The 25,888-nt window shown below is 36.0% G+C and carries 23 protein-coding genes and 1 pseudogene; 4 read left to right on the forward strand and 20 right to left on the reverse strand.

Features of this window, described 5'->3' with window-relative positions:
- Positions 1 to 138 precede the first annotated feature (138 nt).
- The 5 genes from HNP81_RS21750 to HNP81_RS21770 all read right to left on the reverse strand — a co-directional run bounded on the left by HNP81_RS21750 (position 139) and on the right by HNP81_RS21770 (position 6,591).
- Positions 139 to 555 (reverse strand): hypothetical protein, encoded by a 417-nt coding sequence (locus HNP81_RS21750; protein WP_182503995.1) that lies wholly within the window; start codon positions 553 to 555, stop codon positions 139 to 141.
- A gap of 575 nt (positions 556 to 1,130) precedes the next feature.
- Complete coding sequence (locus tag HNP81_RS21755; protein ID WP_028394137.1) at positions 1,131 to 2,696, reverse strand: BCCT family transporter; 1,566 nt, start codon at positions 2,694 to 2,696, stop codon at positions 1,131 to 1,133.
- A gap of 120 nt (positions 2,697 to 2,816) precedes the next feature.
- The gene (locus HNP81_RS21760; RefSeq protein ID WP_182503996.1) at positions 2,817 to 4,247 is read right to left on the reverse strand and encodes an FGGY-family carbohydrate kinase; all 1,431 of its coding nucleotides are present in this window, start codon (positions 4,245 to 4,247) and stop codon (positions 2,817 to 2,819) included.
- A 14-nt stretch (positions 4,248 to 4,261) separates the two neighbouring features.
- Complete coding sequence (locus HNP81_RS21765; RefSeq protein WP_051405170.1) at positions 4,262 to 5,773, reverse strand: FAD-binding oxidoreductase; 1,512 nt, start codon at positions 5,771 to 5,773, stop codon at positions 4,262 to 4,264.
- Between the two features lie 38 nt (positions 5,774 to 5,811).
- Entirely contained in the window at positions 5,812 to 6,591 is a 780-nt protein-coding gene (locus HNP81_RS21770; protein ID WP_268745223.1) for an SDR family NAD(P)-dependent oxidoreductase, read from the reverse strand.
- A gap of 174 nt (positions 6,592 to 6,765) precedes the next feature.
- Here HNP81_RS21770 and HNP81_RS21775 point away from each other — a divergent pair, with 174 nt between their 5' ends.
- Entirely contained in the window at positions 6,766 to 7,530 is a 765-nt protein-coding gene (locus HNP81_RS21775) for a MurR/RpiR family transcriptional regulator (protein ID WP_051405171.1), read from the forward strand.
- A gap of 625 nt (positions 7,531 to 8,155) precedes the next feature.
- Here HNP81_RS21775 and HNP81_RS21780 read toward each other — a convergent pair.
- On the reverse strand, positions 8,156 to 8,512 hold the full coding sequence (locus HNP81_RS21780; RefSeq protein ID WP_246399534.1) for an MDR/zinc-dependent alcohol dehydrogenase-like family protein: 357 nt from the start codon (positions 8,510 to 8,512) through the stop codon (positions 8,156 to 8,158).
- A 58-nt stretch (positions 8,513 to 8,570) separates the two neighbouring features.
- On the opposite strand from HNP81_RS21780, the gene HNP81_RS21785 reads away from it, so the two are divergent.
- Positions 8,571 to 8,759 (forward strand): IclR family transcriptional regulator domain-containing protein, encoded by a 189-nt coding sequence (locus HNP81_RS21785; protein ID WP_182503997.1) that lies wholly within the window; start codon positions 8,571 to 8,573, stop codon positions 8,757 to 8,759.
- A 679-nt stretch (positions 8,760 to 9,438) separates the two neighbouring features.
- Here the strand turns inward: HNP81_RS21785 and HNP81_RS24790 are convergent.
- The 7 genes and pseudogenes from HNP81_RS24790 to HNP81_RS21820 all read right to left on the reverse strand — a co-directional run.
- Positions 9,439 to 9,654, reverse strand: a pseudogene (locus HNP81_RS24790) (phosphotransferase); the annotation flags it as partial.
- 355 nt (positions 9,655 to 10,009) lie between these two features.
- On the reverse strand, positions 10,010 to 11,446 hold the full coding sequence (locus HNP81_RS21795) for a glycoside hydrolase family 1 protein (protein ID WP_182503998.1): 1,437 nt from the start codon (positions 11,444 to 11,446) through the stop codon (positions 10,010 to 10,012).
- Between the two features lie 157 nt (positions 11,447 to 11,603).
- The gene (locus tag HNP81_RS21800; protein WP_182503999.1) at positions 11,604 to 13,031 is read right to left on the reverse strand and encodes a glycoside hydrolase family 1 protein; all 1,428 of its coding nucleotides are present in this window, start codon (positions 13,029 to 13,031) and stop codon (positions 11,604 to 11,606) included.
- 2 nt (positions 13,032 to 13,033) lie between these two features.
- Positions 13,034 to 13,387 (reverse strand): PTS lactose/cellobiose transporter subunit IIA, encoded by a 354-nt coding sequence (locus HNP81_RS21805; protein WP_182504000.1) that lies wholly within the window; start codon positions 13,385 to 13,387, stop codon positions 13,034 to 13,036.
- A 101-nt stretch (positions 13,388 to 13,488) separates the two neighbouring features.
- A complete protein-coding gene (locus tag HNP81_RS21810; protein WP_220478683.1) occupies positions 13,489 to 14,736 on the reverse strand; it encodes a PTS sugar transporter subunit IIC in 1,248 nt (415 codons plus the stop codon).
- Between the two features lie 4 nt (positions 14,737 to 14,740).
- Positions 14,741 to 15,055, reverse strand: a complete 315-nt coding sequence (locus HNP81_RS21815; protein ID WP_182504001.1) for a PTS sugar transporter subunit IIB — start codon at positions 15,053 to 15,055, stop codon at positions 14,741 to 14,743.
- Positions 15,056 to 15,168: 113 nt separating this feature from the next.
- Positions 15,169 to 15,810, reverse strand: a complete 642-nt coding sequence (locus tag HNP81_RS21820; RefSeq protein ID WP_246399536.1) for a YczE/YyaS/YitT family protein — start codon at positions 15,808 to 15,810, stop codon at positions 15,169 to 15,171.
- A 163-nt stretch (positions 15,811 to 15,973) separates the two neighbouring features.
- Between HNP81_RS21820 and HNP81_RS21825 the strand changes: the two genes are divergently transcribed.
- Positions 15,974 to 17,878 (forward strand): BglG family transcription antiterminator, encoded by a 1,905-nt coding sequence (locus HNP81_RS21825; protein WP_182504002.1) that lies wholly within the window; start codon positions 15,974 to 15,976, stop codon positions 17,876 to 17,878.
- Positions 17,879 to 18,415: 537 nt separating this feature from the next.
- Here the strand turns inward: HNP81_RS21825 and HNP81_RS21830 are convergent.
- Positions 18,416 to 19,162 carry an SDR family NAD(P)-dependent oxidoreductase gene (locus tag HNP81_RS21830; RefSeq protein ID WP_028394145.1) on the reverse strand — a complete coding sequence of 249 codons (747 nt, stop codon included), beginning with the start codon at positions 19,160 to 19,162 and terminating at the stop codon, positions 18,416 to 18,418.
- 304 nt (positions 19,163 to 19,466) lie between these two features.
- Positions 19,467 to 20,225, reverse strand: coding sequence for an SDR family NAD(P)-dependent oxidoreductase (locus tag HNP81_RS21835; protein WP_028394146.1), 759 nt, complete (start codon positions 20,223 to 20,225; stop codon positions 19,467 to 19,469).
- 399 nt (positions 20,226 to 20,624) lie between these two features.
- Between HNP81_RS21835 and HNP81_RS21840 the strand changes: the two genes are divergently transcribed.
- Entirely contained in the window at positions 20,625 to 21,218 is a 594-nt protein-coding gene (locus HNP81_RS21840; protein ID WP_028394147.1) for a TetR/AcrR family transcriptional regulator, read from the forward strand.
- An 805-nt stretch (positions 21,219 to 22,023) separates the two neighbouring features.
- Here the strand turns inward: HNP81_RS21840 and HNP81_RS21845 are convergent.
- From HNP81_RS21845 to groL, 5 genes are all read right to left on the reverse strand, one after another.
- Positions 22,024 to 22,668 carry a hypothetical protein gene (locus tag HNP81_RS21845; protein ID WP_028390629.1) on the reverse strand — a complete coding sequence of 215 codons (645 nt, stop codon included), beginning with the start codon at positions 22,666 to 22,668 and terminating at the stop codon, positions 22,024 to 22,026.
- A 219-nt stretch (positions 22,669 to 22,887) separates the two neighbouring features.
- Positions 22,888 to 23,100, reverse strand: coding sequence for a hypothetical protein (locus HNP81_RS21850; protein WP_028390630.1), 213 nt, complete (start codon positions 23,098 to 23,100; stop codon positions 22,888 to 22,890).
- Between the two features lie 480 nt (positions 23,101 to 23,580).
- Positions 23,581 to 23,763: a tyrosine-type recombinase/integrase gene (locus tag HNP81_RS24795; RefSeq protein ID WP_182504003.1), complete on the reverse strand. Its 183-nt coding sequence runs from the start codon at positions 23,761 to 23,763 to the stop codon at positions 23,581 to 23,583.
- Between the two features lie 41 nt (positions 23,764 to 23,804).
- On the reverse strand, positions 23,805 to 24,116 hold the full coding sequence (locus HNP81_RS21860; RefSeq protein ID WP_182504004.1) for a phage integrase SAM-like domain-containing protein: 312 nt from the start codon (positions 24,114 to 24,116) through the stop codon (positions 23,805 to 23,807).
- A 91-nt stretch (positions 24,117 to 24,207) separates the two neighbouring features.
- Positions 24,208 to 25,842 (reverse strand): chaperonin GroEL, encoded by a 1,635-nt coding sequence (gene groL / locus HNP81_RS21865; protein WP_182504005.1) that lies wholly within the window; start codon positions 25,840 to 25,842, stop codon positions 24,208 to 24,210.
- Between the last annotated feature and the right edge of the window lie 46 nt (positions 25,843 to 25,888).

Consider the following 25,888-nt stretch of genomic DNA (forward strand, 5'->3'; position numbering starts at 1 on the left):
TGCACTTGCGGGGTCTCCCTCAACACGCTTTTCCCGCAGGAGTCTCGCACCTGTAACGAAGATCAACATCTGTTCGAATTGGTTTCTTGCTAAAACAACAATCTTTACGAAAAGAGCCTATTTTTATATTCCCTTGATTTATTTCCCCTTAGAAATGGCATTATAATTTTTGAATTTTGAAGGCCATTTTTTCTTTTTTAAGTACTTTTCGTTAAGTACAATAACTTTCCCGCTCTCAGCGGTTATATATTTTCGATAAACTAATTTATATTTTTCAAATGCAAAGTGCCCTAAAATATAAATTGGTAAGATAATGATCATGAGGATTACAAATTGCAGTATCCAATCGAATTCATTCCCAATGATATAAATAGTCATTACAGCATGTGCCGCAAAAGAAACCATTAAGGTAATAAGCACATTACATATATGAAAAGGGACCATATTATTTTTTTCTCGAAACATTTGCTCTAGTTCATTCTTGATAAAAAGTGTAATAAATACTGATATCACAATGACAAAAAGGGAAACAAAATATGTAAAAACAGTGTACATTTTTTCCGCCCCACGCCCCCTTCAATTACCTAGAAGAAAAAGCTTCAACAATAATACTTTCTATCGATAACCATTTTGAATGTTATTTAACAGTGTCATCCAACCGTTTTTTACGGTAACATCAACTTTTCAACAGTTAATGACTGAGATTAATTGATTATGACGCTAAGTGACTAATTCTTTGTTTTGTTCAGAATCAAAAAAATTATATCTTCATTGTAACACAAAAAATGAAAAAAGAGGCTTCCCATAAGTTTGCTTAACTTATGAGAAGCCTCCGTTAAAATCTTCTATGTCAGCAAAATGTTAACATTCCACTCATACCTTACATAAAACCCTTATATATCAAGGGGTGAAGCGGTTTATTACATCATGCCGCCCGTTCATTTTCATAAATAATAGAAGAAAATCTGTTACAAAAAACGGCTATAAATCAACATTTTGCAGTCATATTTTAACCTGAAATAGTTTATTAACAAGTCGAGGACAAAAAAACAATAATCTTCACTAAGCGAATAGTAACAAAAATGAGGCTCCCCTAAAGAGCCCCATTTCATATTCAAATGTTCTATAAGTTACAACACCTTTTTCAATTCTTCTGTTTCCTGGCCTTCGTTGAGCTCGTCCCTGCTCGCCACATCATACTTTTCCGGGGCTGTAGAGACTTTAATTAAGGCAAAGACTGTTAATAGCCCCAGTATGAGTGCAGGTATGCCTCCTAGATTGGAAAGCATTTTGATTCCATCAATTTTGGCGAAGCTGATCATGATCCAAGAAATAGCACCAATAGCAACTCCCCAAACCACTTTAATGAGCATTGGTGATTCCGGGCTTTCAGGCGTCACTCCAGTTGAACTGATACCGCCCATTGCCGAAATATTGGAGTCGGATGCTGTTACAAAGGAGATGAATACAACAAATAAATAAAAAGGAATGACTAGACTGGACAAAGGTACATCGGATAAAACCGCATATAAAACGGATTCAGGTCCTTGATTCGTCAAAATATCCCCCAGGGTTCCTTCGGTCATTTGCTTGTGGATCGCAGTACCGCCAAAGATTGTCATCCATAAGGCACCAAAGACTGACGGAAACACAAAGTTAACCGTAATAAAAGCTCTTACGGAATAACCATATGAGATTCTTCCAAGGAACAATGCTGTAATCGCAGCCCATGCAAACCAGTTAGCCCAATAAAACACCGTCCACCATTGCGGCCACTGATCTCCGGCGGCGGCTCCGGTAAATAAACTTTTTTCAAAGAAATGGCTTAGAAAGTAGCCAAAGGATTCAGTTCCAAGATTAACAATATAAGCTGCCGGTCCAGCAATGAACATGAATAGGACAATCACAATATAAACCTTCATATTGATATCCGATAAAATTCTAATTCCCTTCATTAAACCAGTAGAAGCAGAAATAATAAACGTAACCATGACCACGACAGAGATAATGGCCCAAAGTGTCGGGGTACTAGCTATACCTGATAGCTGTTTAACTCCACCTGCTAAGTTCAAAATACTGGTTCCCATTGCGGCGGCCATTCCAAGTGCCAATGTATATAAACATAAGGAATCAATCGTTTTTCCCCAGCCGCCAAATACTTTGTCGCCAAAAAGCGGTGCTAACGTTGAACTTAAACTGAACGGTTTACGCATATTATAATAAGCAAAAGCGAACATAAGTGCAGGTACACAATAGATAGCATATGGTGTAACTGTCCAGTGAAGATACATCGTTGACATTGAAAAAATGGCAGCCGCAGGGCTATTTGGTTCAATCCCCAGAGACTCAGGCGGAGCCGTTACATGGTAGATCGGCTCAACAATTCCCCAAAAAGTTACACCTGATGCAATCGTCGTACAAAGAGTAATCGCAAGCCAATTTGACAATTTAAGCATGGGTTTTGCATTTTTGCCGCCAATTTTTACTTTCCCAAGTGGCGAAAAATAGACCCATACTACTGTTACCAGCATAACCAAGCCGCCTAAGCTAAATACCCACCCGACATTCGCAAGCAGCCAGTCATTTGAAACCGTTGTCATTTTTATAAAACCTTCTTTGTTCGTAAAGCTAAATATAGCTGCAGCAATCAATAATAAAAACGGTGGCCAAAAAACGCTATGTCTCAAATTTTTCATCCAATATTTCCCCTTTTTTTAAATTTTTAAAGAAATCGGATATTACCTTTTATTTAGTCGCCGGAACAACCTTCAACATTAGGACGCTCCGGCTTCTTGGTGATTTTAATTTGGCAAATTTCATTTGAAAATTGGATAAGTAAGTTTTAAAATCTCATCTGTATGTTTTCTTACATTTTTAACGACTGTATCATTAATGGTATTGTAGAGTATGTGATTTTTTTGATTTGGTAAAAACGTTTTTTGTGTTTTAACCATTTTATTGGCAGCTTCGTAGAAGTCTTTATAAATGGATAGATGCTGGCAGACACATATAGCCGCTCCTAGACACGCGCTGCTACTGCCTTCACGTCTGTGAACTGGCATTCCAAAAAGATCGGCAATGATTTGCATCATTACATCACTTTTGGAGCCTCCGCCTATGACGACTAAATCATTTAACGTTACATCTATTTCCGCTAACATATCATCAATATTGTTCTTAATATTAAAAGCAATCGCTTCCAAAATGGAGCGGTAGATATGGTATTTTGTATGGCGCTGATCAAAACCGATCATGATCCCTTTTCGATACGGCTCAGAAGGTGTCGATAGCCAATCCAGGATGGTAATCAGACCGTCACTGCCCTCGGGAACATTCTGTGCTTTCCTATTCAAGTATTCCTCTTCCGATATAGCAAGCTTCCTAGCTTCTGTGACGAGTTCTTCACCAATAAGCTTCTTAAACCAACTCACGGTCCACATACCACGTCGTATTCCATTGGATTCATACACATATTTAAATGGAATACATGCAAGCGTTGGGAAAAAATTAAGCGCATTTTCCTTATATTCATTTCTTAACAACATAGACGAAATAAATGTTCCAAGAGAAACCATGATGGTCCGCTCGTCCTTCATCCCTGAGCCCATAGCCTCTACCGCTTTATCATTGGCTGTTGCTACTACTGGTATATTTTGATTCAAACCAAACTCATCAGACAGTTCTGGCCGCAGAGTCCCCAGCTTTTCTCCTGGTTTGACAAGTTCAAAAACCATATCCCTTGTCAGTCCATAAGCATTAAATACTTTATCGTCTCGGGACCAATTTAACGTTTCGCGGTCCAAAGGCCAGTGAACTTCATAATTAGAAGCTGAGTCCTTAAATTCCCCCGTCAGTCGAAAGCCAAGATAACCAGAAGTAGATGTTACATATTTTACTTGGTCATCAGAATGTACATATGGTTTGTTAAGTCTAGAGTCCATCCAGCTTATCACCGGATAAGCTAGATGGCCATCTTCCTTTAACAACACACGACAGCATCGAATTGTACAAAGGCCAATTCCTGCAATCTCTTGAAGATTGCCAGTAAAATCAGCCAGACAGTTTCTCATGGCCCCATACACACTGTCCCATAAATCATCATCGGAATGGATGACGACACCTGGTTCCGGGGATAGCGTTTCTTTTAATTGAAAAGTTCCAAATGCAACTTCATTTCCTTCAAAATCATAAATGGCTACTTTTGTACTTTGCGAGCCATTATCAATCCCCATTACATACCCGCTCATATCATCACCTAATATTAACCTTTAATATATTTTAAGCCTTCTTCTTGAGGGAAGATGGTACCGAAATTCATGATGCCATTCGGGTCAAATGCTTCTTTTAGTTTTTCCAGCATATAGTAAGCAGAACCGTGCTCTTCAAGTGTCCACTCGCTGCGGTATTTTCCAATACCATGGTGATGACACATGGAACCGCCAAGTTTTAATGTTTCTTCAACAATAATAGTTTGGATCGGATGATGGTAAATTCTCATTTCATCTTCCGGCGCACAATTAATATTGTAGTTGTATACAAAGTACATGTTTGTACCATTTAGATAGCTATGGGATGAGTGGCCGCCAAGCATGGTGATATCTTCAAATCTGTCAAACTCTTCTTTAACTCGTTTCATGACATTGTGATAAATCTTTGTAATGTTTTCCCAATCGGCGGATACTTCCGTTGTGAATCCATCATGTTTAGAGTGATCAATCATATTTTGGATTTCACGATCAATGTGTGCCTGCGTCCAGTTCAAGTTGTTGAACCAATTTTCGATTAATTGGTCTTCTACTTTTTCAACGATTCCTTCCTGGAACTTAGTAACAGCTTCTTCAATCGCTTCATTTGTTGCCTTGACAATACCTATTGGTCCTTCAGTCATAAAAATCAAAACACATTTATCTTTATAGAAATGAGAAAAATGTTGTCTTGCATCTTCTTCAGAATAGACACGAGCGACAGATGGTCTAAAGCCGTTCGCAATTACTTCTCTTAACACTTTAATACCTGTATCAATATCTTTGATTAAATAACCATGGAACACGTTGTTTTCAGGATAGTATTTAAAAATTTTAATCGTAACTTCTGTAATGTAACATAGTGTCCCTTCGTTACCGATGACAATATGTCTGATATCTGGGCCGCCAGCTCTTCTCGGAACATTTTTAATTCTGGAAACATGCCCGTTCGGGAATACGCATTCTAATCCTACAACCATGTCTTCAATCGCACCGTATAAGGTTGAAAATTGTCCAATACTTCTTGTTGCCAATAATCCACCATATTGCGCGACTGGTTTTGACTGAGGAGAGTGACCGGTAGTGTAACCGATTTTACGCAGCTCATCTTCCAACGTTTGCAATTTTACGCCCGCCTGGACAGTTGCTTGCATATTATAAGGATCGATTTTAATGATTTGATTCATTCTTGACCCATCAATAACCAACGCGATTTCTTTCCAATTTTCAAGTCCGCCTTCAGTAGCTGTTCTTCCACTCCGAGGAATTACATTGATTTTGTGCTTATTACAGAAATTCAAAAGTGCCTGAACTTCCTCTGTAGAATGTGGGTATACAATAGCCATTGGCATTGGAACGTCAAGGACCTTTTTTGCTTTTGCATATTTATTATAACGATCTGATGATGCATCATACAGTGCTTCATAATCTGTATTAATTTGTTCTACTGAAATAATCGTCTCTAACTCTTTTAATAACTGCTCCTTCACCATTGCAGTTTCTTCGTTTACTATTTGTTCATTTGTCATCGCTACATTTCTCCTTCTATATCCATTTTTCTATTCCGCTATCGTACTAAGTAACCGCCGTCAACATTTACGATCGTACCATTTACATAATTGGAAGCGTCTGAAGCTAAAAATACAACCGCACCCATTAAATCTAAGATATTGCCCCATCTATTTGCTGGAATATGATCTAAAATCCGTTGGTTCGCTTCAGGGTTCGCTCTTGTCTCTGTCGTAACCGCTGTAGCAAAATATCCAGGTGCAATACCGTTAACTTGAATATTGAATTGAGCTAATTCATCACAATAGGCTTTTGTAAATCCTGCTAAACCGTGTTTCGTTGCAGCATATGCTGGTGACCATTGACCTCCAAGGTAGGAAAACAAGGAACAAGTATTAATGATTTTCCCGCTTTTTTGTGGAATCATGTACTTGGCCACTTCATGAGATAATTCAAAACCTGCCGTTAAATTGATCGCGACCATTTTATCCCATTGAAGACGAGTAAACTTCGTCACATCTGGTTCATTGATACAAATGCCTGCATTATTCATAAGAATATCTATTTTTCCGAATACATCGATACATTCTTCTGCAATTTCTTTACAAGTACCCTCTTGAGTAACGTCTGCAATCATCAAATGGTATCGAACGCCTTCTGCTTCAATCATGTTTTTCGTTTCACCATTATCATCAGCGATGCTGACTGCAAATATGTTTGCCCCCGCTTTTGCCAGTGCTAAGGCAAAACCTTGCCCCAATCCTGAATTTCCTCCAGTGATAATGGCTACTTTTCCTTTTAAGCTAAAAAAATCCATTGAGAAATCTTTTATATCGATTTTTTGAGTATTCATGTTCAACCCTCTTCTTAAATCGCTTTTATTATTTACAACGTAAATTTACTATAAATCACTCCAAATGTAAACGGATTCTTAAGAAAATTTTCTATTATTTTTAAAAAATATTTATATTGTGGAAAATTTTCCACAATGATATAATTTCATAAAGTACATATGAGAAAGAAGGGAAAGACAATAAATATTAATATAAATAAATTAAATAACCTAGAGCTTACGGTTCATAACACACTTTCTGAAATCATAAAAGATAATGATCATCTTAAAATATTAGAGGCCGCTGATTACTGTAATGTGTCTCCTTCGAAAGTATCAAAACTGGTAAGAAAACTTGGGTTTGAAAGTTTTAAACAATACAAGCATTTTTTTGGGGGACAGCCAATCATTCATGAAGACAAACAAATTTCAAGTGAGCTTGAAAGATTAAAACACTTTATTGACAATTTTGACCCAACATTAGTGGATGAGTTTTTAACTCTTTATAAAAAGTACGACAGAATCGTTCTATACGGCTTAGGTCCCTCATTTATTTGTGTAGAATACTTTGCGTATAAGCTTGCTGTTGTTTCCGAAAAAAATATTTTAGTATCCCAAGGTGAAGATCATGCGAAACATTTGGTTGATGAAAAAACGCTTTTAATTGTTTTTTCAGTAACCGGTAAATTCGCCTCTTTTGAAAACCTTTTTAATGAAGTAAAGTCCAGAGGGGCTGAAACATTGTTGATTTTGGAGGAGTATGACAATTCATCTGCTTTAAAAGCAGATAATATCTTTTACTTAACCCAATCTGCTCAAAATGAAAAAAAGCTGCCGTATGAAAAAACTCGAACCGTATTCTTTATTTTCATCGAAGAAATTATGACAAAATTAATGGCAGAACGAGATACATTAAAACAAGATGAATCGAGTAGGAGGGGGTGACTCCCCCCCGACCTCTCCCACCACCGTTCATACGGATCCGAATACGGCGGTTCCACGAAGTCTAACGGGGAATGATTTTGTACCTCACTATCCGTTATACTTTTCTGTCTCTCCTTAACATTTTGAATCTCAGCCCTCTTAGTGTTTCCAGCATTTCTTCCACTAAGTAAGTCCATCTACGGATTGTCTGCTTCAACGAACAAGTGAAATTCGAGTTTATTCCACACTCCTTCATGGTTCAGCCCTTCCCATTCACGATACTATGGCTTCTCCTGACTTCTAACTGTTCATCTATCTATTACTAGATCGGTTATCGAGTATATTTGGGTTTCAGTTAGATCTCCCCGGGTAAAAGTGCTCCATCTATCTGCTTCATTTACTCTGTATCATCTTCGTCAGAAAGGACTTTGTTTTGTCATGCAAACTCATCCAATGATACCTAGCCTCATATGAAGTTCGTTCTCCTCAGACCGGAAGTTTGCCGCTCGCTTCCTTCAGATTCCATGTCACCATGGACACCTTTGCGTTAAGCTAACTGCTACTTCGGGACTTTCACCCTAAAGATTACACCCATGCCGAGCGCACATAAAAGAACAGACCGCCTGGCCTCAGACGGTCTGTTTTCTTATAATAACTCCACTACTGTTCTGCCAACGTTGATGCAATTGCAGTCATGGAAACTATCGAATGCTTTATTGATATCATGTAGCTGGATGCGATCAAGTACGAGTTCATCGAGCATAAATTTGCCATCAAAATAAAGCTGGGCAATGATAGGGAAGTCGCGATAAGGCTGGGTATCTCCATAAAAACTGCCCTTTAAAATTTTACCGACGCGGTGGCAGCCTCCTGCTGGCAGATTGAGTGCCATAGCATGGTTGAAAGCTCCAACTACAACAACGGTTCCCCCTTTTCTTGTTCCTTTCCAGGCACTTTCGGTCGCTCTTGTGTGGGCCAGAGCAGTCGATAGCGAAATGAACACCGAATCCACCTGACAGCTCTTTTAACATTTCTTCTGTATTTAAGAATTAGACATTCTATTGGGACAACCGCTTGAAAAACTTACACCATTCACCATTACAGACCGTAAGTCATTACGTGGAGAAATTGAAATGGTACGAAAACGGGGAATTGGTATCTCCGTTGGCGAACTGGATGAAAATGAAAACGGCATTTCAGCTCCTATTTTTGATCAGCGAAATAACCTGATTGCTTTTATCAGTGTTTGAGGTCCAAATTTTCGATTTACAAAGGAAAAAAATGATAGCATTAACCGATCGTATTATCACTGCCGCTCATGAAATTGCAAAGTACCTTGATTAGTCTAAATGAAAAAATAGATTTATCCCTGAAAAGCAACTATTACGGTGCTATTTTTTTATTAATACTACAATGAATGTCTATGCTCGTATGACCGCCAATATAGAAGAAAAGGCCTCCCACCAGTTCAGGAAACTGATGAAAGACCTCCTCTAATAAAATAAGCTTTAGTTTTTGAAATGAGCATTTGTCACACTTCAACCTATAAACCTATATATATCAAGGCTTTATGATGTTTATTACATCATGTCGCCCGTAAGGTGAAAGTGTGTAATATCTTTAACGATGGGTGCAAAAAGTGCGGTAAATCAATGGCTTGAGAAATCTGAGGTGTAACATCTTTAACCGGAATTTACCGTTTTTCATAAGATTGCGTTAGTAAAATGTTAGCATTTTTCAATATGACTTGAATAGTGATTCCAGCCAAAGAGATGAAGCAGTCATTTACTGTACTCTCAAAAAGCCATGACTAATTTGTGAAAATGGACCGCTTCCAAAATGGCCCTTCAGTCATTTAACTAAATAAAAAAACTCATCCATGAGTTGATAGTAAAAGATTTTTGACTCGTCTAATTCTTTAACACCATACTAATTAAGAAAAAAAGGAATATGCTCCTTGCCAAAATTATAGGCAATACTTCTAATTGCCAAAGCTAAAATTTGATATCTATTGGAAACTCCTGCTCTTCCCCGATCTATAAAACCACTTACTTTCCCCTCATCAATAATAATATTTGGTAAGCAATAGTCACCATAGGTAAAGACCAAATCTTCTTTTATTGGTTTTTTTGAAATGAGTTCATCAAAGAGTTCCTTTGCTTTAAAAAAACCCCTGCAATTCGGTCAAAAAGTAGAGTTATTGGGAATTTTAATAGACTTAGGGTATGACTGCTTATTCAAGGAACTTACCCAATAGTTGAATGCACAAAAAAAAGCAGGGACCTTAGTTGGTCCCCGCATCTCCATTTCCTATGCGGAAGTCATGGCCACAAGTGTCCATCTCCAAGTTGAGGGAAACTCTGATTTCCGCATGGTTTGTGGTTTTACTGGCATTCCATACCTCAAGACTTTTGAACGTTCTTATAAGATAATAATTGAAAATGGATCATTGAAAAAAGACAGACCTATAAGATTAATTCCTCTAAGCCCTATTAGTTTCTCACAATTCTCTTCCGTTTGATTTTACAACTTTTTGATACCAATAAAAGCTATCTTTTCTTTTTCTTTCTAGTGTTCCATTTCCATAGTCATCTTTATCAACGTAGATAAAGCCATAGCGTTTTGACATTTCTGATGATGAACAGCTGACAATGTCAATGGGTCCCCATGGATAGTATCCGATTACCTCCACACCATCTTTAATAGCTTCTCTAATTTGCTCAATATGACGCTTTAAGAAGTCTATCCGATACAGATCATGAATTTCCCCGTATTCATCTACTTTGTCATAGGCGCCAATGCCATTTTCAGTAATCATAATTGGCTTTTGATAACGATCATAGTATACATTTAATGCTGTACGTAATCCGATTGGATCAATTGACCAACCCCAGTCACTTGCTTGTAGCTGAGGATTTAAGTAAGCAGAGTTTACTTCCTTTGCACTTTCCGCATCAGTGATTCGAGTATAATAATAAGAAAAACTAAAGAAGTCTGCAGTTTGTTTAATATCCTCCTCATCATGTTCACCGAATTCAATGTTAATATTATTTTCTTCGAAAAATCGGTATGCATAATTTGGATATTTCCCTCGCATTAAAATATCTGAGAAGTAGTATTCCATTTGATTGCGTTTTACAGTTGCTAGTACATCCTCTGGCTTACATGTGGCTGGGTGAGAAATAGCATCAAATAACATCATTCCAATTTGCATACCGGGATTGATTTCTTTTGCAATTTTAGTAGCTCGTGCGCATGCGATTAACTCATTGTGAGCACCTTGATATTTAGCTTCTAGCAGATTTTCTACCCGGTCTGCAGGAATTCCTAAATGATTAAATGATTCAAAGGTAATTAAGTTAATCTGGTTAACAAGAATCCAATACTTCACTTTGTCTTTATAACGATTAAATAAAACTTCACAGTAACGCACGAAGAATTCGATGGTTTTTCGATTATACCAACCATTATATTCCGTAGCTAGATGTAGGGGCATTTCATAATGAGAGACAGTAATTAATGGCTCCATTCCATTATTTCTAATTTCATCAATTAGATTATCATAGAATTTCAGACCTTCTTCATTCGGCTCAGATTCATCACCCATAGGGAAAATTCTCGCCCAGTTGATGGATGTACGGAATGTATTCATCCCTGTTTCTGCAAGCATATTTAAATCTTCTTTATATGTGTGATAGAAGTCAATCGCCGTACGTTTTGGATAGATTCCTTCTTGATCTTGAATCGCAAATTCAATATCTTCTGTTGTTACTTCATAATTTCCTTTATTCTTTATATTTACTTTATCAGTAAATCTATTAATATCTGCCGCACAGAGTCCTTTTCCACCTTCAATGTACGCTCCCTCAGCCTGATTCGCTGCTATTGCACCACCCCATAAAAAATTCTCAGGAAAATGATCTGGATTTTTTTTCAACTTGAATTCCTCCTATTTTGCTATGCAATTTTTATTTACTTTTCTTATTAAAAAAAGAGGCTGTCTCAAATCATTCCACTTCTGAATAGATAGTCTGATTTTACATATTATTGGACAACCTCTACTTATTTCGTTTCTATTGTTCAACTTATCGCCATTATAGGATTTCTCCATTTGATTCAATGACTTTTTTATACCAATTAAAACTATCCTTCTTAATCCTTTGTTTGGTTCCCTTTCCTTCATTATCGATATCTACATAGATAAAACCATAGCGTTTTTCCATTTCAGCGGATGAGCAGCTTACAATATCAATCGGTCCCCATGCACAATAAGCAAAAATATCTACACCATCTTTTATCGCTTCTTTTACTTGCGCAATATGGTCAGAGAGATAGGAAATACGATAATCATCATGTACTTGTCCATCTTCAAGCTTGTCATACATACCAAATCCGTTTTCAGCAATCATAATTGGTACTTGATAACGATCAAAGTATTGACATAGCGCATTATATAACCCTTTTGGGTCTACAGCCCAACCCCATGGATTTGCTTTTAAATGAGGATTTTTACTTAGATCAATCGGATTCATGCCATTCTGTTTAGCAGATACCATTGATGAATAATAATAGGAGATTGCTAGGAAATCTAGTGTATTTTCTTTTAATATTGCAGCATCTTCTTCTTGAGACTTAATATCAATATTATTTTCAACAAAGAAACGGTTCATATAACCTGGATAGCTACCACGGAATTGAACGTCTGTAAAATAATATTGTAGACGGTTTCGCTTCATCGCTAATACAATATCATCCGGATGACAGCTTTCTGGATATGCCGTACAATCGGCTAGCATAGTTCCCATATGGAAGTCAGGACTAATTTCACGTGCTTTTTTAGCGATAAGAGCAGTTGCTACCATCTGATTATGAATCGCTTGGTATTTTGCCTCATCTAAGTTATCTACTGTATCTGCACAGATTGCAACTGAGTTAAAGGATTCGTGATACATTAAATTGATCTGATTGATGACAATCCAATACTTTACTCTACCTTTAAAGTGATTTAATAATGTTTCCCCGTAGCGTGCGAAGAAATCTACGACTTTTCGATTATTCCAACCACCATATTTCAACGTAATATTCAATGGTGTTTCATAATGTAACATTGTAATAATTGGTTCCATACCATGACTTCTAATTTCATCAATTAATCTGTCATAGAATGCAAGACCTTCTTCATTTGGAGCGAGTTCATCACCATTCGGAAAGATTCTTGACCAATCTATAGAAGTACGGAATGTTTTAAATCCCATTTCAGCAAGTAATTTTAAATCCTCTTTAAATGTATGGTAGAAGTTAATTCCATGTCTTTTTGGGTAATATCCAACTTTATCTTCAATTGCTGCTTTTACTTGTGCTAAAGTCATATCTGAATCATGACTAATAATGTCCTGATCTGAATGATAAAGATGAACATCTGCTAAACTCATGCCTTTACCGCCAACGTTAAAGGCACCTTCACATTGATTTGCAGCTACAGCTCCTCCCCAGAGGAAGTCTTTAGGAAATGTACTAGACATAATTAAGCCTCCAGACGGTTGATTTTTTCATCCATTTTTCTAAAAATCTTTACTAAACGTTTTGCAATTTCATATTCACTTTTTACAGTCATTAATGTATCTTGGGCATGTGCAAACAATAATGAAAAGATTGATTCTTCCCCACGTGCCTCTCTTTGAACTGTTTCAGTTTGAAGTTTATGTGATGCAACAATATCCTTGTTTGCTTTTTCTAATAATCCCTCTGCACGATCATACATTTCTTCTTCACAGCATTTTAATGCTTCCATGACATCATTACGTGCATCTCCTGCATGTAAAATCATTTGCATGGATATTAAATTTAAAGCCTCTAATTGTTCTTCTCTATCTATCATTGTAAACAATCTCCTTTTTACTCTTTATTTCAAAATGAATATTTCATATGTCCATCTTAAATCTATGGAAGATTAAAGCCCCCGTAGATTGAAGACAGCCTTTATTCTTCGTCACCCATTTCCAATTCTCTTTTTTGTTCTTGAATATCATAGGCTTTAAAGAATGGGAAGAAAATCATGAATGCTACCACAAATAATACAATTGCTAGAATGATTGCTTTCCAATCTTGTGTTGCTAAATAAGATGAAATTGGCATTGGGATATACCAAAGCATGAATGTTTTTGTTGGTATCGCTACTAATCCCATTTTCAATACCCAGTAGGTAATACTTGGAATAACAATAGCAGTAATCCACATCGGAATCATTAAGAATGGGTTAAATACAATTGGTGCTCCGAACATTAGTGGTTCATTAATATTGAAAATAGATGGAACAACTGTGGCACGACCAATTGATTTCATACGCATGGATTTACCTAGGAATAACATCATAATGACTAGTGGTAAAGTGGTTCCAATTCCACCCATACTTGTAAATGCATAAAGTGTTTCCATAACGGCAATGTTTGTTGGCTCTCCCCCAGAAGCAGCTATTTGAGCATTTTCTGCTAGACCTGATAAATACACTGGATAAATAACTGGCATCATGACCCAACCACTTATTCCAAATGTATATAAGAACGCTGGAATAAATACAGATAAAACAAATCCAGGATAGCTTTGCACAATACTTGATAATGGCTTGAAGATTGCTAGAATTACATCAAAGAAATCGATTTTCGCCTGAACACCGATGATCCATCCCGCTAGCATTACTAATGTAATTGGAATTAATGTATCAAACCAAACAACAATAAAATCTGGAATGTTGGAATCCTTTGAGAAAAAGGAATACTTTGAAAACTGAACAAGGACAAATCCAACAAATAACCCAACAACTAAAGATAAGAACATACCCGATGCACCAAAACGATCAAGGATAAATTGAATTTTTCCACCATCGATCATAACGGGTGATAGTAAAAATAAATATAATGCCAAGCTGGTTGCTCCAGCAATCAACTTTTTGTTATCTAGTTTCTTTTTTTCCATAATGAAATATGGAACAAGAAAGGCAACAAATAATCCTAAAAGGCCGAATGTAAATGTATTAATTAATGAAAAATCCGGCAGCCAAGGGAGCAACCCTTTTAATAAACTAACAATTGTAATCAGTGATCCCACAAGAATCAATGGTAATACGGTCATTACTGCATCTTGTATCGATGAAACCCATGGATTCTTTGTGATTTTATTAACCTTCGGAGAAAACGAATCATTCATAAATGTCATAACTTTATCCATCATCGTCTTATTCACCTGCTTCAATTAATTTTGTTATAAGATCACATGCCTTATTCCCATCTAAAGTACCGTAAATCATTTGTGGAATAACAGCTACCTTAATTGAATAAGGACTTACTTTTTCTAATATTTCATCCTCCATATATTTCAAATGTGGTCCGATAAGCAATACATCAATTTCAGTTAAGTATTCAGATAATTGAGATTCACTTCTCGCCTGTACCGACATTTCTAATCCTCGTTTTTTTCCTGCCTTACGAATTGCATTTGCCATAAATCCACTAGAAGCACCTGCGCCACATATTAAAAGAACTTTTGTCATTTGTAATCCTCCCAAAATAATTTTTGTTACCGTTTACATCCACAGTATTACACGTTATATTTTTTCGAACCAACAAGAAAAGTTCCTAACCTCAGGAACCAAAAGTTCGATTCCTATCCTTTTTGAACAATAAGCCCATCTAATTTTTTTCTCTTAAGTTCTACGAAATTATTCAAAGTCTTTAAAGATAACTCTATGACTGGACCAGTGAAACAAATACAAAGGATTGTTCCTAATCCATAAATGCCTCCTAATCCAATACCTGTTAACACTAAAAAACCATCAATGCTCATTCTTGTTACTTTAATCGATACTTTGAACTTTTTTGAAAAGAAGAACATGAGCCCTTCTAAAGGGCCAGTTCCCGTCTTCGTATATAAAAAGACTCCCGTTCCTATTCCATAAAACATAATACCCACTAAAACAATTACTATATTCGGTACAGAATTTATAAAAAATACATTCAAAAGATCTATAGCAAGGAATTGATTAATACAATATCCACAGCCAATACTAAATAGTAAACTTCCTATACCAAAATACTTTCGATCAATGAGGAAGTTCAACAGTAAAAATGCACAACTGAATATCTGACTGCCTGTTCCAAATCGTATCGGAAAATAATTTACACCTCCTAATAAAAAGGTACTAATAGGATCCACCCCCAACTCAGCTAATACTATCAAGGTAATTCCAAATGCAGTCATAACCGTACTTAAGACAACTAATCCATATTTCAATAATAATTCCCTCATAATTAGCCTTCTTTCTCTTTACTTAATTCAAAGTATTTCACCTTTACCAAACAGAACCAACCAAAAAAGGTTCCTAACCATAGGAACCTTTTTGACTCGATTGTACATTTTCATTTTTATATAATAAAGTTGAGAAAAAATATGTAGTTCTAGGAGTTCAACCATGAAAAATGATCGAAAAGAAACGTTTATTCATTATTTAGAATCACAGAATGATTGGTGCACAGCAAAGAGCCTAGCGAGTTATTTTAAAGTTTCTACTAGAACCATCAGGAAATATGTGAATGAAATAAATCAAAATCAAACGGTCATTTACTCTTCTCCTCAAGGCTATCACCTTGTTGAAAGAGCAAATAATAAAATGGATGAAGATACAGCATCTCCAACGAAAAGACTAAACATTATCCTAAAAGAGCTCATTCTCTCTTCTGAAGGCATTAATATTTTCGATTTAAGTGACAGACTATTTTTAAGTATATCTTCTATAGAAAACGACATTGTTCATGCAAATAAACTAATTGAAACGTATCAATTAAAAATCCGCCATAAAAAGGATACACTTCTATTAATAGGAGAAGAGCGATACAAGCGGAAACTAATGAGTTATATTATATCTCAAGAAACATCAAGTGAATTTCTAAGTATTAAAACAGTCCAAGATTCATTCTCTGAATACGATGTTTCATGGATAAAATCCAAAATCATATCGATTCTTGAAAAGTACAATCTATATGTAAATGATTATATAATGAATAACATCCTGCTTCATCTTATTATTACAGTCGACCGAATTAAAAATAACAACTCGGTCATGCATTCCGCAGATCTTCATAAAGTAAAAAGTAACTTAGAAACGCAAGCAGCTAACAAAATTGCTTCATTTTTAGAAGGAACCTATAATATCCACTTTAATGAATCGGAGAAATATGACTTTATCCTACTCCTATCTAGTAAAACAACATTATTGAATTATCAAACCTTAACACCTAGCTCACTTTATCAATATGTAAATGAACACTATGTTAACCTAACAAAAAGGCTATTAGAAAAAGTATATGAACAATATTTTATTGATATTTCTGATGATGAATTCTTTGTTAAATTCACACTTCATATAAGAAACTTAATTTTTAGAGTGAAAAATGAAAAAATGACGAAAAACCCCTTAACACATAAAATAAAAGACTCATATCCGCTTATTTATGAACTGGCTGTTTTCGTCTCCAATCAACTGCAAATCCTCGAAAAGATTCATATTAAAGAAGATGAGATCTCATTTATCGCTTTTCATATTGGTTCCTTTTTTGAAAGAAAAAAAGAACTAGAAAAGAAAATCCTATGTGTGATCCTTTGCCCGAACTACTATGATATGCAGTTAACGCTTGTTCAAAAATTAGAAAAGAAATACCAAGAATCAATCGAAATCATTCAAGTATGCACTGAAATAAGTGAAGTGAAAATACATCAAAAAGTTGATTTATTTATTAGTACATTACCAATTAAAAACAAAGAAGTCCCTTCAGTCATTGTTCATCCATATTTAACCGAAGAAGACCATGAATACATTCAAAACCAAGTAACCAAGTTAAAAAGACAAAAAGAAATGAGCAAAGTAAAAAAATATCTTGATTTATACTTTAATAAAGACCTTTTCATGAAAAATGTCTATTTAGATAACGATGAACAATATATTGAATACATGTCAAACCTACTCTATGAAAAAGGATACGTATCCAAAGAATACGGACAATCCATTCTCGAACGAGAAAAAATGTCCTCTACAGCATTCAATAACAATGTAGCCGTCCCACATTCAATGGGAATGGATGCAATAAAAACAGGAATTTGCATGATTATTCTAGACCGCCCTGTAAAATGGGGAAAAGAAAAGGTTCAAATTATCGCCATGATCTCGATAAATAATCAAAACAGAGAACTATTTAGCCCATTTTTCGAAGGAGTCATCAATGTATTATCTGAATGGAAAAACACAAATGAACTCATCCAAGCCATAGATTATGAAGACTTCATGTTTAAAATGTCTAAGTTATTTAGTATCCAAGCTTAAATCAAACAAGGAGACAAGCTGTGATTGTATATCTACTCACAGCTTGTTTTTTATAACGAGTTTATTATGAATGGCACGGTTTTGTGATAGTTTTACCTATTAAAAACAAGCTGTGCTACGCACTCCACATGGCTTGAGTAGTGATCCCAGACATATTGATGTAGTGGTGTTTACCTAAAAATTTTTGCGATATTACATCATGCCGCTCGTAAGATGAGAGTGTGTAATATCTTTAATGATGTTAATTATTCACAGCAAAATGCACCACTATTGTTAGTCGCGTCTAACAATAATGGTGCTTAAGTGAAAAATTAAAGTTATTTGGCAAGTGCATTTATAGTAAAGATGATATTTTTATTGAAAAATATTGACAAACTATTAGCTTGTTTAGCGGAATAAACTTTTTCACTTATCTAAACATGATTATATTTTAAGTGATTTTTGTCATTCATAATACCATTTCAACAGATACTTCTTTCTTACTCATTGAAATTAACTTCAAGATTTCCTAAAAAAACCGTCACCCCTGAATAGGGATTAAAGAGCAGTCCAGCCGCCGTCAATTACTAATTCAGATCCTGTCATAAATCGAGATTCATCTGAGGCCAAGAAAAGTGCACCATAGGCAATATCTTCTGGTTCACCAAAGTATGGAAGCTGTGTATATGTTTTATAGAAAGGGAGCGCGTCTTTCATCGATGGTTCTGTCATCGGTGTGACAACGATACCTGGGTGTAAAGAATTGACGCGGATTTTATCCTTTCCATATTCAACAGCTGCTGATTTTGATAAGACACGCAGTGCACCTTTTGCTGCTGTATATGGACTTGTACCAGCCATACCGACAAGGCCACCGATTGAAGAAATATTGATGATTGAACCTCCGCCTGCTTTTTTCATTTCAGAGATAACATATTTCATTCCGATTACGCATCCATTTAAGTTAATATCCAAAATTTTATTCCATTCATCCATTTCCATGTTTGCAATAGTTTTTGGTGATGAAACGCCTGCATTATTAACAAGGACATCGACTTTTCCGTATAATTTCACTGCTTCTTCGATAACAAATTTCCATTCCTCTTCAGATGTAACATTATGTTTAATCGCTACAGCCTCGCCGCCATTTTCATTAATGTCCTTGACGACTTGATTCAAGGGTTCTAATTGAACATCTGTCGCAATCACCTTAGCTCCTTCTTTTGCGAATAGTTTTGCTTCGGAAGCACCCATCCCCATCGCAGCTCCAGTAATGATCGCCACTTTGCCGTTTAAACGTCCCATATATAAACACCCTTTCATTTTTTAATTAAATAAAAATTTAACATTTCTTCCAATCCTTATCTGTACGGCCGACACCACAAAGGTATAATGTCATAAACTTATTTGAATCGGTAATTTATGGAGCGCACTTCGTCCGTACATCTATTTACCTTATCACTTCAGAAAAAATACAAGTTTAGGACTCATTTTCCTTGTGCTTACTGTATTGGAACTTACTCTAATCTTTTTAAAAAGATAAAACGTTTATAAATAAATGAACCCTGCTTTATATAAACTATCTCTAAATCTTTGAGTAAACAATTATTTATAAAGTTAAGCCCCCATCGACAACAACAATTGAACCATTCATATAACTCGCTTTTTCTGATGCTAAATAAGCGACCATATCCGCAAGTTCTTCAGGAGCAGCATAACGGCCAATTCGCATATTCGGTATTTCTTCCGGGACGTAACCGCCTTTTTCAAACTGCTCAGTAACACTAGCTGTTAATGCTGTTTGCACTCCCCCTGGACATAGTGCGTTAATTCGAATTCCTTTTTTTGCATATTCTAATGCAGCACCTTTGGTTAAACCTATAACTGCATGTTTGCTTGCAGAGTATACAGCTACGCTATGCTCTGCGCGAATTCCAGCAGTTGAAGCAGTGTTTATAATGGAACCAAATCCTTGTTCGTCCATCACTTTCAATACATATTTCAATCCAAGGAATATTCCTTTCACATTAACCGACATAATACGGTCAAATTCTGATTCTTCAACCGAGGTGAAAGGAGCGAACTTTTGGATTATACCCGCATTGTTAAAAAATACATCGATACGTCCATACGCTTCAACAGCTTTATTTACATAGTTTTGAACATCTTCTCTCTGCGATACATCTGCTTGAATGAAAATTCCTTCTCCACCTTGTTCTATAACAAGTTTTAATGTTTCTTCCCCTGTTTCTTTATTGAAATCAACCAAAACGACTATCGCACCCATAGATGCCAATTTAATGCTGCTAGCTCGTCCTATTCCACTTCCTGCTCCAGTAATAACGGCAACCTTATTTTTTAGTTCCATGTTTTATTCCCCCTCATATACAGTGAACGTATTTGTATAAATTCGTTCTGACCCTCTTGATGCATGTTAAGCATTCGTTGCTCCTGTAACAACTATTCTAGTCATCGATGAAATATTTATAATGGATCCATCCAGATGCACCTTCTGTAATAATCGCTACTTTACCGGTTACGACCCAAAATCTATTCCCTACAAAATTTAATGTAATAAAAATATCTGAATGATTACGATATCGTGAATACATAAACAACAAGTTGCTTTATCAACATTGTGTTGATAAAATTATTATAACAGTCATCTTAAAAATAACAATAAACACGATTCTTAGATTAGTTGTTTAATCGACAGTTGGTTAAGATGTGTTGATAAATTAGAAAAAGTAATACAAGGAGATTAAAAATGTCGAAAAAAATGGACCCACGAGTTGTAAGAACGCGTCACATGTTAAGAGACGCACTAGTTGAATTAATTCACGAGCGAGGATATGAGAAAATCACAGTTCAAGATATTACAAGTCGCGCAACTTTAAATCGCGCCACCTTCTACCTACATTATCGTGACAAACTTGATCTTTTATATCAAAGTTCAGAAGAAATATTAAATGACTTAACCGGGAGGATTAACTTATCATTTGATGGAGAATTTGACTTTTCAAGTGATAAACCTCATGGAATTTTTATTCAACTTTTTGAACAAATTTCGCAAAATAGTAGATTATATAAAGTTTTTCTGACCGAAAAAAACATGCCCCACTTCACTTCCAGTCTCATGGATGTCATCATTGATTTTATTTCGAAAGGAATGAATAATGTGCAGCCGGATGATCAGATGCTTACAGTACCACGGGAAATCGCTGTGAGGTACTACGCTGCTGCTTTTCTGGGGGTGATTGTATGGTGGTTAGAGGAGGACACGCCGTACACGCCAAAATATATGGCAACACAGGTAATGCGCCTTGCGGTAAAGGGGCCATACATTAACAACCCTATTTAGAATTAGTAGATCTTTGAACATAACTCGAACTAGAAGAATAACGCCATTAGTATTAAAATCATGAAAATTGGTCTTTTTTGTTCACTTTCTCCTTGAATAAGGACAAAATTCATACTATATCACACAAGAATTGAAAAAAGGAGCTTCCCAAAAGTTTACTCAACTTAAGAGAAGCCCCCGTTATTAAATCTCCATTTTAACATCTCATCTTACAAAAACCCTTATATACCAAGGGCTGGAGGACATGATTACATCATGCAGCCCATTCCACCCACATCAGGCATTGCTGGCATTGCACCAGCAGGTTCTGGCTTGTCAGCAACAACTGCTTCAGTTGTTAAGAACTGACATAAGCTGATAAGTGTAAAACTGCTATGTATATATAGTTAGAAGTATAAGCACTACTTCCTAAGTGTATATTTATATTTCAAGTATAAAGTAGTTGTCGTAAAATAAGCAGTATACTAACAACACTCGTTTTTCTTGTCAAAACAAATAGAGAAAGCCTATTTAGCGTTCCCTACTAGTTTCGATTCCTTCCACAATTCAATAGAAGGCTTTTTGTATCCGTATCTTCGGCGGTACGTTAGTTAAGCTTTACACCAATAAAAGGGGTTTCATATTCATTCAACGTCAACATGGTACATTTCCCTTATCATTGGAAACAATATTATGGAAACGATCTTGTGTTGATTTCGATTTCTCATAATCCGTAAAATTTGTTTTTTTTCAACGTAAGCCCCGGTTGCCTTAAATATAACCATTCACAATCTTTGATATAAGAAGAAAAAGTGTAGATATAAACCTACAACATCCCCCAGAACAAATTGATTTCAGCGGTAAGAAAGAAAATAATCAAACCTATTGTAATCACCTTGATTATTTGTTTAGGAGACTGATATAAAACAAAAATTGTTGCTATCCAAAGTAACATTTCTAAGTTATTTCTTATATCAAAATACCAAAACCCAACTGCAAAAACCTGTCTTGAAATAAACATAAATATTATTGATGAAATGGAAGTAGCAATTATGCCTTTCCCTTTTGCATACCAACATACAAAAGCCGTAAATGGCGAAATAACAGTCATGACAATCCAAATCATCATATATGATTTAGGAAAAAAACCAGCTATCATAACAGTATATAGATAATAGCTACCTACCATGCCTACAAAAAACATAAAAACATTTATGGCAGACCTAACAGGTGATTTGCTATACACAGATATAACTACCGCAAGGAAAATCCAAACTCCCATGCGAGAAAAAAAGTTCCTTAAATCTAACATTTCAAGAAAATAGGGTAAATAATTACTTGGGGTTGTATCAAGCACCTTGGAAATTACCCCTAAAATAACCCCCGCGATAAATATTAAAGTCGAATATAAAAACTTCCTTGATAACGATATTTTTATTGGTCTACGAATCTCATTTAAAAAGTCTATCATTTATACCCTCCCAAGCATAAACAATCTTTATTAGTTTTTTCTACTAATTGGTTTAAATCCTCTGATTTTATTTCACAGTAGGTGATACCTATTGCAACTTCTTACTTAAAAACCTGAACCCGTTTGTTCAATTACTTTATATCTTATTATATCAGTCACCTTTAAAGAATCAGTCCAATAAAAAAAGAGACGCTATCCAATTCGGATAACGTCCATTTTTCATTCTAAGCACCCTTCATATTCCTTAACTACGAAATATTGTACGTTTGCCTTAACAATAACTAAGTCATCAGTTATCGCCAAAACGGGGCTATTATCATCTTCGAAATGATTGTTAATTTTGTTTCTAGCCCGTATAAGAGAGGTTTCTTCGACTAAATGTCCGATTTCACCGTTGATTAAATGGAAAGTTACTTCGTATTGTTTCTTCATCTATATTCCCCCTCTTTGTCTTAGACTTTATTATAATACTTATGGAATTATTTTCATAACAAAGACCAACCAACCCACCGTCTCACGGAACAATTCCCTTACTAACGTTCTTTACAAAATTAATATACACTCTACCGAAAGGAGGCTATTAAAAGGACAACGGCGTTAAACCGCGTCCCGTAAATTTATTACTTGTGTTCTTAACTCTTTCGCTACTTCTGAATCAGTTAATAAAAAAGCGACTCGATACATATCATTTCTTGAAACAAGTATGTTGATTTCTCCTTTCAGTTCCTCCGCAACCTATAACAAACTGAATACCAGTAAGTTTTGAAATACCAACATAATAGAGTTTTGCGTCAATTGGGTATTATCTCTATTTACAAAAACGTAATCACTTATCTTTTCAAAACGCCTTTTACAAAATAGGTAGTATGCCGAAATTTCTTTAGCAAGTTTTTCGGTTAAAAATACAATCTCTTACTTCCTATTTTTTCCATACACTGACATAGTTAAGTTACCTAAATCTACATCAGACCATTTTAAGTTGATAATTTCAGTTCTTCTTAGTCCAGTGCCAAGGAATGTTATTATTAACATATAACCCCGATACGCGAAATAACTTTGTTCCCTCCTTCTAAGACCTCGATAGTAACCTAACATTTGCTGAATTTGTTCATCACTAAAGACATTGATTTTAACATCTATTTTTTGACGCTTAACTTTACTTGCAACATTTGCCTTGCCATGCCTTCTTCTACCATATAATTTAAGAAAGCCCTAATACGATGTAATTTAGTATTTATGGTATTTGCGGAATTACCTTGACTTTGACAATACATTAAATATCTTTTAACGTGACGACTTTCGATTTCTTCTACATTCAAGATTTTATTTTCATGACAATAATCAATAAATCCACCTAAAAGAACTTTGTAATTCTGAATATTAACTTTAGTTGTATTCTTAAATTTACGGTCATCTATAAAATCTTGATATGCAAATTTCAGCAACAAAAAAAGACTACCTCCTTTAAATAGGAAATAGTCTCTTTCTTACAAACTATTTATACATTAGACAGCTTCACGAAACGTGACAGCTTGATGATTACATCATGCCGCCCATTCCACCCATGCCGCCCATATCAGGCATTGCAGGCATTGCACCAGCAGGTTCTGGCTTGTCAGCAACAACTGCTTCAGTTGTTAAGAACATAGCTGCAACAGATGCTGCGTTTTGTAGTGCATAACGAGTTACTTTTGTAGGGTCAACGATACCAGCTTCGATCATGTTTACCCATTCGCCGTTTGCAGCATTGAATCCTGTGCCTACTGTTTCTCCTTTTAGGCGCTCTACGATTACTGATCCTTCAAGTCCAGCGTTGTGAGCAATTTGGCGTACAGGCTCTTCGATTGCACGAAGAACGATGTTGATACCCGTTGCTACGTCACCTTCAGCTTGAATTTCAGCAACTTTGCTGTATACGTTTAGGAAAGCAGTACCACCACCAGCTACGATTCCTTCTTCAACCGCTGCACGAGTAGCGTTTAATGCGTCTTCGATACGAAGTTTACGTTCTTTTAATTCTGTTTCAGTTGCAGCACCCACTTTGATAACTGCTACTCCACCAGCTAATTTAGCTAGGCGCTCTTGTAATTTTTCACGGTCGAATTCAGAAGTTGTTTCTTCTAATTGAACACGGATTTGGTTTACGCGAGCTTGGATTTGAGCAGAATCTCCAGCGCCTTCAACGATTGTTGTGTTTTCTTTAGAAACAACGATTTTAGCAGCGCGTCCTAATGATTCGATTGTAGCCGATTTAAGATCAAGACCAACTTCTTCTGTGATCACTTCTCCGCCAGTAAGTGCAGCGATATCTTCAAGCATCGCTTTACGGCGATCTCCGAATCCAGGTGCTTTAACAGCTACTGCGTTGAATGTTCCACGAAGTTTGTTCACAACAAGTGTTGCAAGTGCTTCACCTTCAACATCTTCAGCAATCATCAATAGTGGTTTACCTTGTTGAACTACTTGTTCAAGCACAGGAAGGATTTCTTGGATGTTTGTGATTTTTTTGTCAGTGATTAAGATATATGGGTTGTCAAGGACAGCTTCCATTTTGTCTGAATCAGTAACCATGTATGGAGATGCATAGCCACGGTCGAATTGCATACCTTCAACAACATCAAGCTCCGTTGTGAAACCTTTTGATTCTTCGATTGTGATTACGCCGTCGTTTCCAACACGCTCCATAGCTTCAGCGATTAATTGACCAACTTCTTCGTCAGCAGAAGAAATCGCAGCTACTTGTGCAATACTTTCTTTGTTTTCGATTGGTTTAGAGATCGCTTTTAACTCTTCAGTCGCTACATTTACTGCTTGCTCGATTCCTTTACGGATACCCATTGGGTTAGCACCAGCTGTAACGTTTTTAAGTCCTTCACGGATCATCGCTTGAGCAAGAACTGTAGCTGTAGTTGTACCGTCACCAGCAACATCATTTGTTTTGCTCGCTACTTCAGCAACTAATTTTGCACCCATGTTTTCAAATGCATCTTCAAGTTCGATTTCTTTTGCGATTGTTACACCATCATTTGTGATAAGTGGTGAACCAAATTTTTTCTCAAGAACTACGTTACGTCCTTTTGGTCCTAATGTTACTTTAACCGCATTTGCAAGTGCATCTACTCCACGCAGCATTGCACGGCGAGCGTCTTCACTGAATTTAATATCTTTAGCCATGTATAAAACCCTCCCTAATATTTTTAAATGGTTTTCGTTCAGTTAT

Source organism: Peribacillus huizhouensis, assembly GCF_014138605.1.
Lineage (GTDB): Bacteria > Bacillota > Bacilli > Bacillales > DSM-1321 > Peribacillus > Peribacillus huizhouensis.

Bases quoted from the DNA above. Each gene is read 5' to 3' on its own strand.
- HNP81_RS21840 (WP_028394147.1), top strand. From the start codon at position 20,625: ATGTCGAAAAAAATGGACCCACGAGTTGTAAGAACGCGTCACATGTTA.
- HNP81_RS21845 (WP_028390629.1), bottom strand. From the start codon at position 22,668: ATGATAGACTTTTTAAATGAGATTCGTAGACCAATAAAAATATCGTTA.
- HNP81_RS21830 (WP_028394145.1), bottom strand. From the start codon at position 19,162: ATGGGACGTTTAAACGGCAAAGTGGCGATCATTACTGGAGCTGCGATG.
- HNP81_RS21810 (WP_220478683.1), bottom strand. From the start codon at position 14,736: ATGATGGATAAAGTTATGACATTTATGAATGATTCGTTTTCTCCGAAG.
- HNP81_RS21765 (WP_051405170.1), bottom strand. From the start codon at position 5,773: ATGACAAATGAACAAATAGTAAACGAAGAAACTGCAATGGTGAAGGAG.
- HNP81_RS21820 (WP_246399536.1), bottom strand. From the start codon at position 15,810: ATGAGGGAATTATTATTGAAATATGGATTAGTTGTCTTAAGTACGGTT.
- HNP81_RS21755 (WP_028394137.1), bottom strand. From the start codon at position 2,696: ATGAAAAATTTGAGACATAGCGTTTTTTGGCCACCGTTTTTATTATTG.
- HNP81_RS21835 (WP_028394146.1), bottom strand. From the start codon at position 20,225: ATGGAACTAAAAAATAAGGTTGCCGTTATTACTGGAGCAGGAAGTGGA.
- groL (WP_182504005.1), bottom strand. From the start codon at position 25,842: ATGGCTAAAGATATTAAATTCAGTGAAGACGCTCGCCGTGCAATGCTG.
- HNP81_RS21815 (WP_182504001.1), bottom strand. From the start codon at position 15,055: ATGACAAAAGTTCTTTTAATATGTGGCGCAGGTGCTTCTAGTGGATTT.
- HNP81_RS21775 (WP_051405171.1), top strand. From the start codon at position 6,766: ATGAGAAAGAAGGGAAAGACAATAAATATTAATATAAATAAATTAAAT.
- HNP81_RS24795 (WP_182504003.1), bottom strand. From the start codon at position 23,763: ATGTTAGGTTACTATCGAGGTCTTAGAAGGAGGGAACAAAGTTATTTC.
- HNP81_RS21760 (WP_182503996.1), bottom strand. From the start codon at position 4,247: ATGAGCGGGTATGTAATGGGGATTGATAATGGCTCGCAAAGTACAAAA.
- HNP81_RS21800 (WP_182503999.1), bottom strand. From the start codon at position 13,031: ATGTCTAGTACATTTCCTAAAGACTTCCTCTGGGGAGGAGCTGTAGCT.
- HNP81_RS21825 (WP_182504002.1), top strand. From the start codon at position 15,974: ATGAAAAATGATCGAAAAGAAACGTTTATTCATTATTTAGAATCACAG.
- HNP81_RS21750 (WP_182503995.1), bottom strand. From the start codon at position 555: ATGTACACTGTTTTTACATATTTTGTTTCCCTTTTTGTCATTGTGATA.
- HNP81_RS21850 (WP_028390630.1), bottom strand. From the start codon at position 23,100: ATGAAGAAACAATACGAAGTAACTTTCCATTTAATCAACGGTGAAATC.
- HNP81_RS21805 (WP_182504000.1), bottom strand. From the start codon at position 13,387: ATGATAGATAGAGAAGAACAATTAGAGGCTTTAAATTTAATATCCATG.